A 15277-nucleotide genomic window follows, 5' to 3' on the forward strand; every position below is an offset into this window, starting at 1 on the left:
CCTTGTTATGGATACTTTACTACTTGATCGAAACAAAATTATATACACATGAAAACAGGTTTGGCTTTATCGGGGGGCGGCGCAAGGGGTATTGCCCATCTTGGGGTAGTGAAAGCGATGTTGGAAAAAGGCATTCACTTTGACGTGATTTCGGGCACATCGGCAGGTGCCGTGGCTGGCTTGTTCCTGGCCAAAGGCTATTCTCCCGACGAGGCCCTGGAAATCTTCACCAGAACAAGCGTGTACAAATTCCTCAGGCCTGCCATCAACATAAGGGGGCTGTTCAAAATAGGCAGCGTAGAATCGATCATAAAACCCTATTTTGGAGAAGCAGTTTTTACTGACCTGGAAACACCTTTTTACGTGTCTGCTACTAACGTGAGGACAGGTAAAATACGGGTGTTTTCAGCGGGAGAGCTCATGCGCCCCGTGCTGGCGTCGTGTTGCATTCCGGTGGTGTACGAGCCCATGGCTATTGACAATGAGCTATACATGGATGGGGGCGTGGTAAACAACCTGCCGGTGGAACCATTGCTGGGCAATGTCGACAGAATTGTGGGCGTTCATTGTAACCCTATTTCTGATCAATACCAGGGGCGCAATATGCGGCGCCTGATGGAACGTAGCTTGCTGCTTGCCATCAACGAGAATGTTGCGGCAAGAAAGCCCAAATGCGATTTGTTTATTGAGCCAACCGAGCTAAAAAACTTTCATGTGTTCGACTTTAGAAAAGCCAAACAAATTTTTCAGGTGGGTTACGACTATGCCTCCGACCTTCTTTCCAACAAATCCGTGTTGTCGAAATTGAAACAGGACGTATCTTGAGGATATAAACAACATCTGACCTGATGAGAGCGGTTTTTAGATTTATGTTTTGGCTTTTGGGCTGGGAGGCTGTGGGTACAAAGCCCACGGATAAAAAATTCATCATTATAGTGGCCCCTCATACCAGCTTCTGGGACTTTTTTGTGGGTGTAGCTGCCCGCTCTATTTTTCGGCTGGACACAAAATATTTAGGTAAAAAAGAGCTTTTCTGGTTTCCCCTGAGCGTAATCCTTCGCTGGCTGGGTGGTTATCCTGTCGACAGAACCAATGCCGCCGGCCTTGTGGAGTCGGTGGTTGACCTGTTTAACTCAAAGGATGCATTCTCGATTGCGCTGGCACCAGAAGGAACCAGGAAGAAAGTTGAGAGACTTAAAACAGGGTTTTGGAGGATTGCCAAAGCTGCCAATATCCCGATCATTTTGGTGAGCTTTGATTTTAAGCGAAAAAGAGTGGAAATGCTTGAGCCTTTTATGCCTGGAGAAATGGAAACGGACATGGAACGAATCATGGCTTACTACAGGGGCATTACAGGCAAGCGGCCCGGGCAGGATTTAAGGTAACACAGTGCGTTTGGATTTTTCCCCTGTCAAAACGTTTAAGCAACATCAGCCTTCTGCATATCGCTAAGCAATTCTTTTTCTGTCAATATAGGGGCCAAACTCATTCGGGCTGTTAGACCATTATTCTATTTCAACTTATTGACATTAATAGTGGAATAGTACCAACCCCACAACCGTAGCTAACGTTATTGATTTTTATCCACCTCCTTTAGAGGTAGGTTTTTTTTGACCGACCGTCAAGAGCTTTTTTTAATAACAAACAAACATCTATGAACAACTCTACAAGAAAGTTGGGCCTGTTGACGGCCCTGGCATTTTTATGTGTCACTGGTCTTTTTGCGCAGGGAATCACCTTGCCGCCTAGTGGCGACAACCAAAAATCAATTGTTACCCAGTACATAGGCTCTATTGCCTCTGTGACCATCAACTACAATAGCCCTGACGTTACTGCTCCTAATGGTGCCGACAGAAAAGGTAAAATATGGGGCCAGCTTGAGCCCTACGGACTCAACAACCTTGGCTTTGGTACCAGCACAGCTTCTCCCTGGAGAGCTGGCGCCAACCAGAATACAACGATTACCTTTTCTCACGACATGGAAGTAGAGGGCAAAGCGATAAAGGCAGGCACCTACGGGCTTCATATGATTATCGAGAAAGACAAGCCATGGACACTTATCCTTTCCAACAACTCAACAGCCTGGGGAAGCTATTTCTACGATGCCAAAGACGACGCCCTGAGGGTGGAAGTGCAGCCAAAAGGGGCTCCTTACCATGAGTGGTTAAGCTATGAGTTCATCGACAGGCAGCCCGAGTTTACCGTGGCAGCACTGTATTGGGATGAGTTGATGGTGCCTTTCAAAATATCGGTGCCAAACATGAACGACTTATACCTGGCAAAAATCAGGGAAGAGATGGAGAATGCTCCGGGCTTCAACTGGCAAAATAGGGTAGCTGCGGTGCAGTTTTGCTTATCGAAAAACATCAATCTGCAGGAGGCCCTTACCTGGGCGGAAGCGGCTTCAACCAACTCTTTTATTGGCGAAGAGAACTTCACCACCCTTTCTGCCAAGGCAGGTGTGCTAACGGCGTTGGGTAAAAAGGAGGAGGCTGCGAATGTAATGGACAAAGCCATTAACCATCCAACGGCAAGCGTTTTCCAGGTACATGCCTACGGTCGTCAGCTGATCTCTCAGGGAGAAAAGCAAAAGGCCCTGGAGGTGTTCCAGTTCAATGCTAAAAAGAACCCAAAAACATGGCCGGTGAACTTCGGGCTGGCCCGTGGATACTCCGCTGTGGGTAACTACAAATCGGCGCTTAAATACGCTAAGCTAGCATTAGCCAACGCCCCTGATCAGCCCAACAAAGATGCGCTTACTGCGGGCATAGCCAAGCTGGAAAAAGGAGAGGATATTAACTAAAGGAGGCTATTTTAAAGTCTTTAGCCCACTAAAACAAGAAAGGCCCGAACCCGGGCCTTTCTTGTTTTACATCAGTAGCGACTATTTCATATTATGAAAATAGTTCTGCACATCGTCGTCTTCATCGAACTTTTCAAAAATCTTTTGAACTTCGGCTTCTTGCTCTTCAGTCAGCTCTTTGGTGTCGACCGGAATGCGTTCAAACTCGGAGTTCACTATTTCATATCCCTTTTCTTCCAGGTAGTGCTGAATAGCGCCATATGATTCGAAAGTGCCATACAGCACCACGTTTTCCTCTTCGGCTTCCACTTCTTCCACGCCCAGATCTATCATTTCCAGTTCCAGCTCTTCCAGGTCAACGTTTTCAGGGGTCACAATTTTGAAAACGCTTTTTCTGTCAAAAAGGAAATCAAGGCAGCCACTGGTACCAAGCGAGCCGCCGTATTTGGTAAAGGCATGTCTTACGTTGGCCACGGTTCTGGTGGGGTTGTCAGTGGCAGTTTCTACCACTATCGCCACGCCATAGGGGCCATAGCCCTCGTAAACCACCTCTTTGTAATCTTTTTCCTCTTTGGAAATCGCCCTTTTAATCGCCCTGTCGATGTTGTCTTTGGGCATGTTGGCGGCCTTGGCATTTTGGATCAGGGCACGAAGCCTGGAGTTTGTGCTGGGATCGGGGCCGCTCGCCTTCACGGCAATAACGATGTCTTTGCCTATTCTGGTGAATGTTTTAGCCATTTGGCCCCACCTTTTGAATTTTCTGGCTTTCCTGAATTCAAATGCTCTTCCCATATATGTCTATTTCAAAAATCAGATGCGAACCGCAAAACTAGTGTTTTTCCAAATTTTTGCATTTTCTATTTCAATATTCTTCTCCGAATCAAGCCTGTTTAATACTACTTGTCCGTTTCTTAATTTGCAGCGATTCCCAGATTTAGATTGTATACCCTCCGTCGGCCACAAACACACCACCAGTGGTATAGCTGGAAGCTTCGGAGGCCAGATACAGCGCCAGTCCTGCCATTTCATCTGACTGACCAATTCTCGAAATAGGGAGCTCTTTGATCATTTTGTTGAGAATGGCCTCGTTGGCCCAAAGACCCTGGCTGAACTTGGTTTGGATCAGCCCCGGACAGATGACGTTGGCCCTGATGCCAGCTGCGCCCCATTCCCGTGCAAACACCTTTGTGAGCGAAATAAGTGCGGCCTTGCTTACCGCATACATGCCCATGAATGGCTCAGGGCTGAGGCCTTCAATACTACTGATGTTGATAATAGAGCCGCCTCCACGTTGTTTCATGATGGGAAAAGCCAGCTTGCTTAGCATAAAGGGGCCCTTTACATTCACCTGCATGATTTTGTCAAAGGCGGCTTCATCTGTTTGCACTACAGGGCCAAACACCGGATTGGTGGCTGCGTTGTTGATGATAATGTCGACGCCTCCAAATGCTTTTTCCGTCGCCTTCAGCAGGTTTTCCAAATCACCTTTGTCGCCGGCATTGGCAGCTACGCCTATGGCTTCAATGCCCTCTGCCTTTAGTTTTTCGGCGACCTCTTTTACTGCGTCCTGTTTGCGACCGCTCACAACTACTTTCGCTCCTGCTTGCCCGAGAGCCAGGGCCATGGCTTCACCAATACCTTTGCTGGCCCCGGTAATCACAGCTACTTTTCCATCGAGCCTGAATTTTTCCTGAATAGTCATTAGACATCTTTTTAGGGGAAGATAGCTAAATAATACAGCCATAGCATGAATTTGCTCCATTTAAAGTCGAATCATGCCTTTGATTGGGCAGTGTACAATTTGTTGCTGCGAAATACCTATTTTCGGCAACAATGAAAGACAAGATCAACGACATAGAGCCGAAACTCGGTTTGTTCGACACCACCATGATAGTGGTTAGCCTGGTGATAGGTATAGGTATTTTCCGCACGCCCTCTCTGGTAGCCAATGCGGCAGGCTCCGAGTCTGCTTTCTTTCTCGCCTGGGTAATAGGCGGTGTAATAGCGCTGTTCGGGGGCTTGACGTATGCTGAAATTGGTTGCCGGAAGCCCATGGCTGGAGGCTACTATAAGATCGTGTCAGAAAGTTTCCACCCTGCGCTGGCCTTTATGCTCAACTGGATAGGAATTATTCTGGTGCAGGGTGCTGGTATGGCTGCAGTGGCGATACTTGGCTCGGAATATATCCAACCTTTTATTCCTCTGGACTTCTTTCAGGGCGAAACAGGCCTTCAGTGGCTTGCCGGAATGATCATCTTGCTACTGTTTCTTATCAATTTTGCTGGGCTTAAGATGGGAGCCAGGGTATTGAATGCAATTACGGTGATCAAGATTGTGATGATCTTGCTTTTTAGCCTTTTGGGGCTTCTTGCACCGGAAGTGGCACCGGTTGCTGTTAAAGCAGAGCCTTCCGCATTCAATTTCGCAGGCATTGGCATCGCTCTGATATCCGTCTTTTATACCTGTGGTGGCTATCAGTCGATCATGAATATGGGTGGCGACGTGATCAATCCCAGAAAGAATTTTCCGAGGGCGGTGATAGGGGGGGTGGCCATTATATTCTTTCTCTATTTGTCCATCAACGTGGGTTACGTGGCGGTACTCGGCTTTGAAGGGGTTAAGTCTGCCAACCTCATTGCAGCCGACATGGCTGAGGTGGTGTTTGGCGAAGTGGGAAGAAGGATAGTGTCTGTCACCATCTTTATTTCTGTGCTGGGCTTTATCAATGCCACCCTGATGCAGCTACCCAGGGCCTACCACGCCATGGCCCAGGACGATGCCGTTCCCCGGCTGTTTATGAAAGTTAACCCAAAAACACAGGTGCAGGAGTTTGCTCTGTCGATATTTACCGGTCTGGTGCTGTTCTTCATCATTACCCAGGGCAAGTTCGATCAGATCATCAACCTGGTGATGTTCAATGATACGTTGATATTGGCAACGGCGGCGGCTGCCATTTTTGTGCTCCGGAAAAAGATGAAAGACGAGTCGTACAATGGATTCAAGGTGCCACTCTATCCGGTCATTCCGGCAGTGTTCATACTTTTTCTCCTCATCGTTTCTTTTAATGCTCTTTTGGAAAACCCGATGGCGGCCCTGGTGAGTACCTTGTTTTTGTTAGCCGGATTTCCCATTTTTCTGCTGTTAAGAAAAGTCAATTCAAAGAAAGACCAATGATCGAGATTACCAGCATAGGGCAGATGGAGGCCTTGGTGGGGCAGGAGATAGGAACGTCTGACTGGCTGAAAATAGATCAGGACATGATCAATGCTTTTGCAACTGCTACGGGCGACCACCAGTGGATCCATGTGGACACTGCCAGGGCCGCTGCTTCAGCCTTTGGCAGCACCATCGTTCATGGCTTCTTCCTGCTATCTCTTCTTCCCAAGCTGAAGTCGCAACTTGTCGAGTTTAAGCTTGGTAGTATGACAATTAACTATGGCAGCGAGAAGGTGAGATTTCTTGCTCCCGTGCCTGTAAACTCAAGGGTACGGTTGAAAACAAAACTGTTGAAAATTGAGGTGGCCGCTTCGGGCATCAAGCTGTTCACCAAAAATAACCTGGAGTTGGCGGGGAGCACGAAAGATGCTCTTGTTGCGGAAACTATTACCCTGCTGAAGGCATAAAAAAAGGCTCACCAGGTGAGCCTCATATTTAACGTCTTTCATTCCGTTATACTTTCTTAAACGCAAGAACTTTCTGTCTTAAATGCGCTTTGTCAGAGGTTATGGCTGGATCAGAATATATTTTCGAAGAGAGCTCAGCGATTACTGCTTTGTCAAAACCAAGCCTTGTAGCTATTTCCTGGCAATAGTTAATCTCACTGTAATATACCTCTCTGTCAACTTTCATCAACAACACCAAATCATAAAGTAGCTCAAATTTCTGGTCGTCATTTAACGAGTCCATATCTACCTTTTCCGGACGCAGAATCAACTCCTCTATCTCCCTCTCACTTATTTTGTGTGCCTTCCCAATAGACAGTATTAAATGCTTCTCATTATCTGAAAAGTCATGGTCAACAAGTGCGAGTCCTATCAGGGCACTCAGGTGTTTTCTAACATTCATTAGTCTGTCGTTTTAGAGTGAACTTGTTCAGATGAACAATTTACTGTGTAATAATCGCAAATTGTAATCTTTGTCTGCAAAATTTATTGTTACTTTTTTTCAAATTATAAATTTTGCAACAAACCATATGACTATTTATATAGCCAAATGCTCTTCACCCTTAAATATCTTTAGTTTCGAGCTTTAACTCAAAAAACTCCAGGTTATCATACACTACAGCATGAAGCAACTTGTCGGTTTCGGTTACTTTTGTTATGATCTGTATCTGCACGATGTCCCGTAGGCGAGTTTTCGAGAAAGTTTTCCTCTAAAAGTACAAAATATTTCTGTCTGTACTTTTAGAGAATTATTATTTGGAGGCCATCTTCTTTTTTCCTCTGAAGATTTCTACGATCATCATTCCCAAATGATTTAAGTCTCTGATTGCTGATTTTACTCTCATGATTTCTATTTTTTTGACAAAAGTATGATCTATTAAAATGTTGGTGGGTAAAAAGCGACCAACCCGAGCTTTGCTTAGATGAAGCGCACGTGGCAGCCGCCGAAAGCTCATTAGATAGAGTGATTCTTCTTTCTTTTCCCTCTGAACATTTCAACGATCATTAATCCCAGGTGATTGAAGTCGGCAAATCTGTGTTGAATTCTCATAGCTGTAAAGTTTTTTGTTTTTTGATATTTCAAAGGTAGGTTGCCTCAAACCAGCGTATTTGCTCATTTAAAGTGAAGTATTATCGGTGTAAGGTTTTACGTGATTCTTGCCAAATAGAAAGGCGCTGGCGTTGAAATAGAGCAAGTATTGGCTGTTGAGTACCATTAAATGCCTTTTTCTATGAATGTAATTTTTTGTGTCTCTCATACATTTTTAGAGATAAAATGGAAGATCGAACCAAATCTTACCTTTTATGGGCGAAATGGAGATAATCCTGAAAGGGCAGTCTTCACTTTTGTTCGAAGTAACTATCTTAGCAGCCGAATAAATCAATCCGCTTTTTCATGCCTAAAGGCTATCACGAAATTCTCAAAGACGTAAAATCTAATACCTATGCTCCCATCTATTGGCTCCAGGGAGAAGAACCCTTCTTTATTGATTCTATAGCCGACTATATTGAACAGCATGCGCTCGATGAGGGGCTCAAGGGTTTTAACCAAACAGTTCTCTACGGCAAGGAAAATAAGATCATAGATATTTTGAACCACGCCAGGCAGTTTCCGATGATGGCGGAGCGACGGGTGGTGCTTGTGAAAGAAGCCCAGGATATTGCCGATTTGAATAGAGAGGAAGGCGAAAAAGCCCTTACTGCTTATCTGGAAAAGCCCAACATAAGCACCGTGCTGGTGTTCTGTTACAAATACAAAACAATTGATGCCCGGAAAAAGCTGGCCAAGGAATTGGAGAAAGCCTGCGTGGTGCTGGCTGAGAAAAGGATTTACGACAACAAGGTGCCCGACTGGATCAAGGTGTTTGCTGCCGACCTTCAGCTAAAACTGAGCGAAAAGGCCGTGTATATGCTTTCCGAGCACATTGGTAACAACCTGGAAAGGATACATAACGAGCTGAAGAAAGTGAAGGTAAACCTGCCTGGCGATACGGTGGTGGACGAGCATCATATCCAGCGGTTTGTCGGGATCAGCAAAGATTTTAACGAATTTGAGCTCCAGAAGGCCATTGGCATGAAAGACCATAAAAAAGCCTTTCAAATAGTACAGTATTTTGGGGCCAACACAAAGAGTCACCCTGTTATCCCCCTTTTGGTGATTCTGTTTACTTATTTCACCAAGCTGCTGCTACTGCACAAAAATAACCAGGCGTCGGACGACGAACTTGCACGAAAAATAGGAGTTTCTCCGTTCTTTGTGAAAGAATACAAGGTGGCGGCCAGGAATTACAGCGCTATGATGGTTATTCGCAATATCCATTTGCTGAAAAATGCTGACCTTCAGGTAAAGGGCGTTACCAGCAATTCTATAAGTGAAGAGGATTTAATGAAAGAATTGGTATACAAGTTGATGCATTAAATCGTTCAAGGGGTTAAACCTACTTTCAAGTGATCAAACAGATAAGGACAGGTATTCTAATATTGATGGTAACGACGTTAGCAGGTGGCTTCGAGCTCCTGCTGGCCCAAACATCCATCAGCGACTCCCGTGAAGGGAATTTTTACCAACAAGGGGTGAGCTTGTTCAATCAGAACAAGTATGCCGCTGCCCGAAAGTCGTTCGAGGCCTATTTAAAGGCAGACCCGAGTGGTTCGAATGTGGCCGATGCGCTCTATTTTCAGGCCTTTTGCGGACTTTCACTACAGCACGCCGATGCAGAGGGTCTTTTTGAGAGGTTTCTGACAGAATATCCGAACCACCCAAGGGCGCTTACCGGTTACTACGAGGTTGGTAACTTCTATTACCGACAGGAAAACTACGGCAAGGCAGCAGAGTTTTATGCCAAAGCCAAACCTGAGCGCCTCCCCACCGCCGAAAGACCTGAATTTTACTTCCATTGGGGTTTTTCGCTTTTCACACTGAAGAAGTTCGAAGAAGCCTTGCCACATTTTAATCTGGTGAAGAAGTCGGATGGAGAATATAAAGCGCCAGCCTATTACTACGCAGGCTATATCTACTTCCAGCTCAAGCAATACGACGATGCCCTGACAGACCTTAGACTGGCGGGAGAAAGCGACGGCTATGAAACGATTGTTCCTGAGCTGGTGGCTGCCACACTGTACCGAAAGAATGATTTTAAAGAACTGATTAGTTATACCAAGCCTTACCTGACGGGCACGAAGGAAGCGAAGAATGTCGATCAGATTGCTTTATATGCTGCCGAAGCTTACTATGAGCAGAAAGATTATGCAAAAGCGTTGCCTTATTACGAGCAGTACATGAAGCCGATGCGCAAGAAGCCTGTAGCGCCGGTGCTTTTTCGGATATCCTACAGCTATATGAAGGCAAAACAGCCCGCCAAGGCAATAGAGAACTTTAAATACGTAGCCCTTGAGAAAGACGAAATAGGGCAGGCTGCGTCTTATTATCTGGGTGATCTTTACATCATGGAGGGCAATAAGTCGTTTGCAGTAAGTGCCTACCAACAAGCTGCCGACTCTGAATACGACGAGAATGTAAAGGAACGAGCCATGTTTAAGCTGGCACAGGTGCACATGGACCTGGGCAACTACGAGCAGGCCATTCCGGTACTGGAAAAATACATGAGGGAGTATCCTCAGTCGTCTGACAAGGGCGATGCGCAGGACATGATAGCCGAGGCCTACGTGAACTCCAGCAACTACGACAGGGCACTGGCCTATTTCGAAAAAGTAGGCCTGGGAAGCCAACGGATTAAAAAGGCCTATCAAAAGGCAGCCTTTCTAAATGCCACTCAGTTGTTCAATAGCGGCAAATTCTATGAGTCGGTGCAGATGTTCGACAACTCGCTGCGCTACCCCTTAGACCCGGAATTGGAAATTGATGCATGGTTCTGGAAAGGAGAGGCCTTCTCGACAGGGAAAAAATATGAAGACGCCATTGGCAGCTACACCATGGCACTGCAAAAGGGGCGGAGGAGCAATTCCTTAACCGTCCACAAAGCCAACTATGGCATTGGCTATGCCCTTTTTAACCTGAATAGATACCCTGAAGCTGCCAACTATTTCAAGGCTTATGTTAACAACCGCAGGCCCGACAACAACCGTGATGCAGAGGTGAGGCTGGCAGACTGCCTTTATGCTCAGAAGAAATACGATGAGGCCCTGACCTTCTACCAGCAGGCAGGCTCCAATGGATTTAAGGAAAGGGATTACTTGCTTTATCAGCGGGGGGTGATTCTTGGTTTTCAGAATAGGAAAGAAGATGCAAAGAGAGAGCTTGATCAGGTGACAAAGGCTTTTCCTAATTCCCGCTATGCCGACGACGCCACTTTCCAGTCGGCGCAGCTCGACTTTGAAGCAGGTGATTACGCCAGGGCCAAAGCGGGCTTCACCAGTGTGATTAGCAAATATCCTAACAGTGGGTTTATTCCCTATGCGTTGGTGCGCCGGGCATCAAGCAGCTACAACCTGAAGGAGTACCCTGCCTCAGCTAACGACTATAAGAAAGTGCTGGAAGAATACCCGCAGCATACTTTGGCCAATAGTGCTTTACTAGGGCTACAGGAGGTATTGGCACTGATGGGCAAATCAAATGAAGTTGATCAATACATCGCCCTTTATAAGAAAGCCAACCCCGATGACAAAGCATTGGAAAGTGTTGAATACGAAAGGGCCAGAAACCTCTACTTTGAACAAAAGTACACTGAAGCGGTCAATGCTTTAAGGGCCTATAGGGTGTCGTACCCCCAAAGTATCAATGCTGCAGAGGCACTTTACTACGTGGGAGAGAGCTATTACAGGCTCAATCAAACAGCGCCGGCATTGGAGGCATATTATCAACTGATCGGGGACATGCAGACAGTGTCACCGGCCAAGGTGTACCAGCGGATTGGTGCCTTGGAGTACAGCAACAAAAACTATCCCGTAGCTATCAAATACTGGCACAAGCTTCGGGTGTCATCTGATAGCAAGCGGGATTTGTACACTGCCAGGGAAGGTTTGATGGAGTCTCACTTTGCGGCCAATTCCCTCGACTCATCTCAGGTGTATGCGGAGAGAATCCTGGGTGACGACAAGGTGGCATTCAATGCACAGAACAAAGCTGGCACTTATATGGGAAAAATCGCTTTCGAGCGCAATCAGTATGGCGCTGCGCTGGATGAGTTTTTGGCCGTGGTAAATGCCGCTAAAGACATAAATGCGGCTGAGTCACAGTATTACGTCGGACTGATCCAGTACAGACAGAAGGAGTACAAGCGTTCGCTGGAAACGTTATTCGGGCTGAACAAGTCGTATGCAGTTTACGAGAACTGGCTTGGTAAATCATTTCTATTGATAGCCGACAACTACCTGGCGCTGAATGAGCTGTTTCAGGCCAAAGCAACATTGGAGTCCGTGATTACTAATAGTCCGATACCTGAACTGAAAGAGGCGGCAAGGGCCAAACTGAAGGAAGTAGACAAAAGAGAGACCGAAGCGGTAACGCAAAAAGATACCGATCAGTCGCCGATTAAGAAGGATAGCACAAGTCAAAAGAGAAACTAATTATGCCGAAAATGTATAAAAGCTTACTGTTCTGCATTTGTCTTTTGATGAGCCTGCCCGCTTGGTCACAGGAGCAGTGGGAAGAAGCCGGGGAAATACAGGAAGCAGAAGTAGTGATAGAAAAGGACAGGGAGATAGTATTGCCTTTTCAGCCAAGAAGTTTTGAAAAGATACCTCCTGCAGCCATTGAAACGGGCGGTATCAAGCAGGAATACGTTTTTCCAGCCCTCGACGTAACGGTTCCGCCTACTACCGTCGACATCAAGGCGTTGAAGCTTCAGTCTGAGCCTCTGGAAAAGTATTATGGTAACCTGGTGAAGCTTGGTTATGGCAACTACAACTCTCCGCTGGGCGAGCTTTATCTCTACAACAAGAGAAATAAGCAGTACCTGGCCGGTTTTCAGGCAAAACACCTCTCATTTGGCAAAGGCCCTGTTGACGGAAAAAACAGCGCATCAGGGGAGACGCTTCTGAAAGGAGAGGCGAGCTACTTTGGCGATGGGTTTACAGCCTCAGGAGATGCCTACTACAAGCTTTCACGCTTTAATTTTTATGGGTACGATCCATCAGTTTCGGTTACGGAAGGGGAGGACAGCCTGAAGAGGAACTTCAATAAGTATGGAGTGTCGGTAAATATCGACAACTCATCGTCGGAGTCTGATATCAGTATTTCCGGGGGCCTTGCCTACAATGGACAAAGTGATAATCTGGACATCTCGGAAAACTGGGTAAAAGTGAATGCGGATCTTTCCATGGAACTGCAAAGTGCGCTAACCGGGCATGTGGGCGTTTTTGCTGACTTGATAAGTTACAAAGATTCTCTGAGCACCAGCAGGCAAAGAATTGGACTTGAGCCATCTGTGGTGTACACTGGTGACAACTACCAGGTATCTGCTGGCATTCGGTATTTGTATCAGTCCGACTCACTGGTGCCTGCGTCGCAGCTATACCCCGTTTTGAAAGGTAAATACCAATTCGGCAAACTCTTTGGCATTTTTGGCGAATTGTCAGGAAACAGCCAGTTGAACACATGGCAAAGCATGACTGACCGTAACCCTTATTTAGCCACTGGGGTCGACATTCACAACTCCAACAACATATTGAACCTCGGGCTGGGAGCACAGGGAAACCTGGCCTTCATGAGCTACAAGGCAGGCCTTTCACAGAAGGTCTTCAAGCAATTTGGCGTCTTTCTCAATTCGCCCGACGACCCGTCGAAGTTTATTCTGGCCTACGATACAGCCAATTTCAAAGTATTGGATTTGTACCTGGCCAGCGACTTTTACATAGGAAGCTCGCTCAATTTGGGCCTGCAAGTCAATTATTACAATTACCAGTCCGGCACATTTGAGGAAGCATGGCATATGCCGGGTTACAGAATAGCATTTAACGGAAGCTTTCTTGCCTTTAACAAAATGAGAACAAAGGCTGGCTTGGCCTACCTTGGAGGGATAAAAGCCTATGACTGGAATTTAGGACAATCCAAAGAATTGAAAGCAGCGACTGATATTTACATTGATCTTGATTATTTGCTATCTGAAAGAGCAACCATATTTCTTCAGTTTCACAATTTAGCCAACCAGCAATACCAATTACTTTCAAATTATCCGGTAAGGGGGCTTACTTTCAAAGCAGGTTTTTCTTATTCATTCTAAGGTGTTCTTAAATTATTCCAAAAAAGTTTCTTTATTTGCGGCTAGGAATTTTTTCATTAAAACATAAGAAATTTCTATTTTACGGAATTGTTACTTCAACTGAGCTGAGCTTATAACGAATCTAAAGTACTCTCAACCTCTTAATAAATGGCTAAAAGCAAAGCAAACAAAGACAAGGAAGAACAGAGTGGTTCAAACGCACCTCAGGATGATGAGGACTTCGGCCTTCCGGAACTTGAATATGAAGCACTGGATGACGATGAAGACGAAGCTGAGGACGAATCTTCCAGCGAAACTCCAACTGAAGAACCCAGCCCGGTTTTTGATGAGCCAGAAACTCCTTCTTTTCAGGAAGATGATAGCCAGGTAAGTTCAATTTTTGACGTTGAGGAGCCAAGCCACGAGGAGATTTCCAATGTATTTGGGGGAACTCCACCACCATCGTTCAAACAACAGGCGTATCAGGAAGCAAATGACAGTGGCGACTCGGCAAAGAGCTTCACCAGAATCATTATCATAGGGGCGGTGGCCTTTGTTCTTATTGGTTTTGCGTTTTTGTACTGGCATCATAAAGATGACGACAAGAAAGTAGTTGCCAAAGCAACACCAAAAGTGGAGAAAGCCGAGCCGAAGCCTGTTGAACCAAAGCCAGAACCTGTTAAAGAAGAGCCCGTAGTGAAGAAGCCAGTTAACACAACCGGCGAAGTAGTTACACTAACTGAGAGAACTGGTCGTTCTTATGTAATAGTAGGTAGCTTTTTCGATGGAGACTTGGCCGATGACTATGGTAAGAAGCTGGCAAAAGAGGGGTTGAACTCAACCGTTATTAAGCCGTTCGGGAAATCAAGGTTTTACAGGGTAAGTATTTCCGATTTCGACACTTATCAGGAAGCAGTGGATGAAGCCGAAAAAGCTAAGTCAACCTATGGAGGTGAAGTTTGGGCTTTAAGGTATTGATATAACATATGATGTTACTGCAAATTGACACCGCTGATATTGCTGTTGAAGATCAGTCGGTCACTCTTATAGATTTGATGTTAAAAGGGGGATTCTGGATGATCCCCATTTTATTATTGTCCGTTGTAGCCGTTATCATTTTCGTGGAGCGGTTTCTTACGTTGAGGAAGGCAGGCGAAACCCCTGACCACTTTACAGACGACATCAGGGCCAAAGTATTGGCTGGCGATGTAAATGGTGCCAAAATGATTTGCGCCCAAACTGGCACGCCTGTTGCCAGAATGATAGAGAAGGGCCTTTCCCGCCTTGGAAGTCCGTTGAAAAACATTGAGGTGTCTATCGAGAACGTGGGCAAAATAGAGATTTACAAGCTGGAAAAAAACCTGGGTGTTTTAGCGACAATATCAGGGGCTGCTCCAATGATTGGTTTCCTTGGTACGGTAACGGGTATGATACAGGCTTTCATCGCCATTGCGCAGGAAGAAGGTTCTGTTAGTCCAAAGTTGCTTTCATCGGGCATCTACGAAGCCATGGTGACTACGGCGGCCGGCCTCACGGTAGGTATTATAGCTTATCTAGGTTATAACTACCTGGTGACCAGAATGCAGAAGGTCATTCATAGAATGGAATACAGTGCTATCGAGTTCATCGACCTGCTACAGGAGCCTAAATAA

At 45.9% G+C, this 15277-nt stretch carries 13 protein-coding genes; 10 read left to right on the top strand and 3 right to left on the bottom strand.

Annotated elements, in window-relative coordinates; genetic code table 11:
* Positions 1 to 48 precede the first annotated feature (48 nt).
* From AAC052_RS16185 to AAC052_RS16195, 3 genes are all read left to right on the top strand, one after another.
* The gene (locus AAC052_RS16185; protein WP_339814588.1) at positions 49 to 825 is read left to right on the top strand and encodes a patatin-like phospholipase family protein; all 777 of its coding nucleotides are present in this window, start codon (positions 49 to 51) and stop codon (positions 823 to 825) included.
* A 23-nt stretch (positions 826 to 848) separates the two neighbouring features.
* Positions 849 to 1385 (top strand): 1-acyl-sn-glycerol-3-phosphate acyltransferase, encoded by a 537-nt coding sequence (locus AAC052_RS16190; RefSeq protein WP_339814590.1) that lies wholly within the window; start codon positions 849 to 851, stop codon positions 1383 to 1385.
* A 269-nt stretch (positions 1386 to 1654) separates the two neighbouring features.
* Positions 1655 to 2803: a DUF2911 domain-containing protein gene (locus AAC052_RS16195; protein WP_317491887.1), complete on the top strand. Its 1149-nt coding sequence runs from the start codon at positions 1655 to 1657 to the stop codon at positions 2801 to 2803.
* Between the two features lie 81 nt (positions 2804 to 2884).
* Here the strand turns inward: AAC052_RS16195 and AAC052_RS16200 are convergent, their stop codons facing one another.
* Positions 2885 to 3595: a YebC/PmpR family DNA-binding transcriptional regulator gene (locus AAC052_RS16200; protein WP_317491886.1), complete on the bottom strand. Its 711-nt coding sequence runs from the start codon at positions 3593 to 3595 to the stop codon at positions 2885 to 2887.
* A 142-nt stretch (positions 3596 to 3737) separates the two neighbouring features.
* The gene (locus tag AAC052_RS16205; protein ID WP_339814597.1) at positions 3738 to 4505 is read right to left on the bottom strand and encodes a glucose 1-dehydrogenase; all 768 of its coding nucleotides are present in this window, start codon (positions 4503 to 4505) and stop codon (positions 3738 to 3740) included.
* A gap of 131 nt (positions 4506 to 4636) precedes the next feature.
* Between AAC052_RS16205 and AAC052_RS16210 the strand changes: the two genes are divergently transcribed.
* Both AAC052_RS16210 and AAC052_RS16215 read left to right on the top strand, forming a co-directional pair.
* Entirely contained in the window at positions 4637 to 5977 is a 1341-nt protein-coding gene (locus AAC052_RS16210; protein ID WP_317491884.1) for an amino acid permease, read from the top strand.
* The gene (locus tag AAC052_RS16215; protein WP_339814600.1) at positions 5974 to 6426 is read left to right on the top strand and encodes a MaoC family dehydratase; all 453 of its coding nucleotides are present in this window, start codon (positions 5974 to 5976) and stop codon (positions 6424 to 6426) included. Before AAC052_RS16210 ends, AAC052_RS16215 begins: the two co-directional genes overlap by 4 nt.
* A 46-nt stretch (positions 6427 to 6472) precedes the next feature.
* Here the strand turns inward: AAC052_RS16215 and AAC052_RS16220 are convergent, their stop codons facing one another.
* Entirely contained in the window at positions 6473 to 6868 is a 396-nt protein-coding gene (locus AAC052_RS16220; protein ID WP_317491882.1) for a TerB family tellurite resistance protein, read from the bottom strand.
* 993 nt (positions 6869 to 7861) lie between these two features.
* Here AAC052_RS16220 and holA point away from each other — a divergent pair.
* From holA to AAC052_RS16245, 5 genes are all read left to right on the top strand, one after another.
* Complete coding sequence (holA, locus tag AAC052_RS16225) at positions 7862 to 8884, top strand: DNA polymerase III subunit delta (protein WP_317491881.1); 1023 nt, start codon at positions 7862 to 7864, stop codon at positions 8882 to 8884.
* 29 nt (positions 8885 to 8913) lie between these two features.
* Positions 8914 to 11991 (top strand): tetratricopeptide repeat protein, encoded by a 3078-nt coding sequence (locus AAC052_RS16230; RefSeq protein WP_339814602.1) that lies wholly within the window; start codon positions 8914 to 8916, stop codon positions 11989 to 11991.
* A gap of 11 nt (positions 11992 to 12002) precedes the next feature.
* Complete coding sequence (locus tag AAC052_RS16235; RefSeq protein ID WP_317491879.1) at positions 12003 to 13646, top strand: hypothetical protein; 1644 nt, start codon at positions 12003 to 12005, stop codon at positions 13644 to 13646.
* Between the two features lie 147 nt (positions 13647 to 13793).
* A complete protein-coding gene (locus tag AAC052_RS16240; RefSeq protein WP_339814604.1) occupies positions 13794 to 14603 on the top strand; it encodes an SPOR domain-containing protein in 810 nt (269 codons plus the stop codon).
* Between the two features lie 8 nt (positions 14604 to 14611).
* A complete protein-coding gene (locus AAC052_RS16245; RefSeq protein WP_317491877.1) occupies positions 14612 to 15277 on the top strand; it encodes a MotA/TolQ/ExbB proton channel family protein in 666 nt (221 codons plus the stop codon).

This window comes from uncultured Imperialibacter sp., assembly GCF_963974565.1.
In the GTDB taxonomy this organism is placed as follows: Bacteria; Bacteroidota; Bacteroidia; order Cytophagales; family Cyclobacteriaceae; genus Imperialibacter; species Imperialibacter roseus.

Coding starts and splice junctions, on each gene's coding strand:
- AAC052_RS16200 (WP_317491886.1), bottom strand. CDS start 3,595: ATGGGAAGAGCATTTGAATTCAGGAAAGCCAGAAAATTCAAAAGGTGG.
- AAC052_RS16235 (WP_317491879.1), top strand. CDS start 12,003: ATGTATAAAAGCTTACTGTTCTGCATTTGTCTTTTGATGAGCCTGCCC.
- AAC052_RS16245 (WP_317491877.1), top strand. CDS start 14,612: ATGATGTTACTGCAAATTGACACCGCTGATATTGCTGTTGAAGATCAG.
- AAC052_RS16210 (WP_317491884.1), top strand. CDS start 4,637: ATGAAAGACAAGATCAACGACATAGAGCCGAAACTCGGTTTGTTCGAC.
- AAC052_RS16220 (WP_317491882.1), bottom strand. CDS start 6,868: ATGAATGTTAGAAAACACCTGAGTGCCCTGATAGGACTCGCACTTGTT.
- AAC052_RS16215 (WP_339814600.1), top strand. CDS start 5,974: ATGATCGAGATTACCAGCATAGGGCAGATGGAGGCCTTGGTGGGGCAG.
- AAC052_RS16205 (WP_339814597.1), bottom strand. CDS start 4,505: ATGACTATTCAGGAAAAATTCAGGCTCGATGGAAAAGTAGCTGTGATT.
- AAC052_RS16195 (WP_317491887.1), top strand. CDS start 1,655: ATGAACAACTCTACAAGAAAGTTGGGCCTGTTGACGGCCCTGGCATTT.
- AAC052_RS16185 (WP_339814588.1), top strand. CDS start 49: ATGAAAACAGGTTTGGCTTTATCGGGGGGCGGCGCAAGGGGTATTGCC.
- AAC052_RS16190 (WP_339814590.1), top strand. CDS start 849: ATGAGAGCGGTTTTTAGATTTATGTTTTGGCTTTTGGGCTGGGAGGCT.
- AAC052_RS16240 (WP_339814604.1), top strand. CDS start 13,794: ATGGCTAAAAGCAAAGCAAACAAAGACAAGGAAGAACAGAGTGGTTCA.
- holA (WP_317491881.1), top strand. CDS start 7,862: ATGCCTAAAGGCTATCACGAAATTCTCAAAGACGTAAAATCTAATACC.